Raw genomic sequence first — 789 nt, 5'->3', positions numbered from 1 at the left:
GTGCTGCAGGCCCAGGGCAGCGTGCTGACGAACAAGTACGCCGAGGGTTTGCCCGGCCGGCGCTACTACGGCGGCTGCGAGTACGTCGACGTCGTGGAGAACATCGCCCGCGACCGGGCGAAGGCGCTCTTCGGCGCCGACTTCGCCAATGTGCAGCCGCATTCGGGTGCGCAGGCCAACGCCGCCGTGCTGCAGGCGCTCATGACGCCGGGCGAGCGGCTGCTTGGCCTCGACCTCGCCAACGGCGGGCACCTGACGCACGGGATGAAGCTCAACTTCTCCGGCAGGCTCTACGAAACCGGCTTCTACGGTGTGGATCCCAAGACGCACCTGGTGGACATGGACGCGGTGCGGGCCAAGGCCCTCGAGTTCCGTCCCAAGGTCATCATCGCCGGCTGGTCGGCCTACCCGCGGATTCTGGACTTCGCGGCGTTCCGCTCGATCGCCGACGAGGTCGACGCCAAGCTGTGGGTGGACATGGCGCACTTCGCGGGCCTGGTCGCCGTGGGACTGCACCCGTCGCCGGTGCCGCACGCGGACGTGGTGTCCACCACCGTGCACAAGACGCTCGGCGGCCCGCGTTCCGGCCTGATTCTGGGCAAGCAGGAGTACGCCAAGTCCGTCAACTCCGCGGTGTTCCCCGGCCAGCAGGGCGGGCCGCTGATGCACGTCATCGCGGGCAAGGCCGTCGCCCTCAAGATCGCCGGCACCCCCGAGTTCGCCGACCGGCAGCAGCGCACCCTGTCCGGCGCCCGCATCCTCGCCGACCGGCTGACGGCTCCCGACGTC

At 70.0% G+C, this 789-nt stretch carries 1 protein-coding gene; it reads left to right on the top strand.

Annotation, left to right across the window (positions count from 1 at the left end; all coding sequences use genetic code 11):
- The coding region (gene glyA / locus A5711_RS18445) for a serine hydroxymethyltransferase (protein WP_156744988.1) at window positions 1–789 on the top strand (789 nt) is incomplete at both ends.

The sequence above is a fragment of the Mycobacterium sp. E2238 genome (genome assembly GCF_001672665.1).
GTDB lineage: Bacteria > Actinomycetota > Actinomycetes > Mycobacteriales > Mycobacteriaceae > Mycobacterium.
The sequence above is the reverse complement of the archived record's forward strand: the minus strand, read 5'-3'. Positions and strand labels throughout refer to the sequence as shown.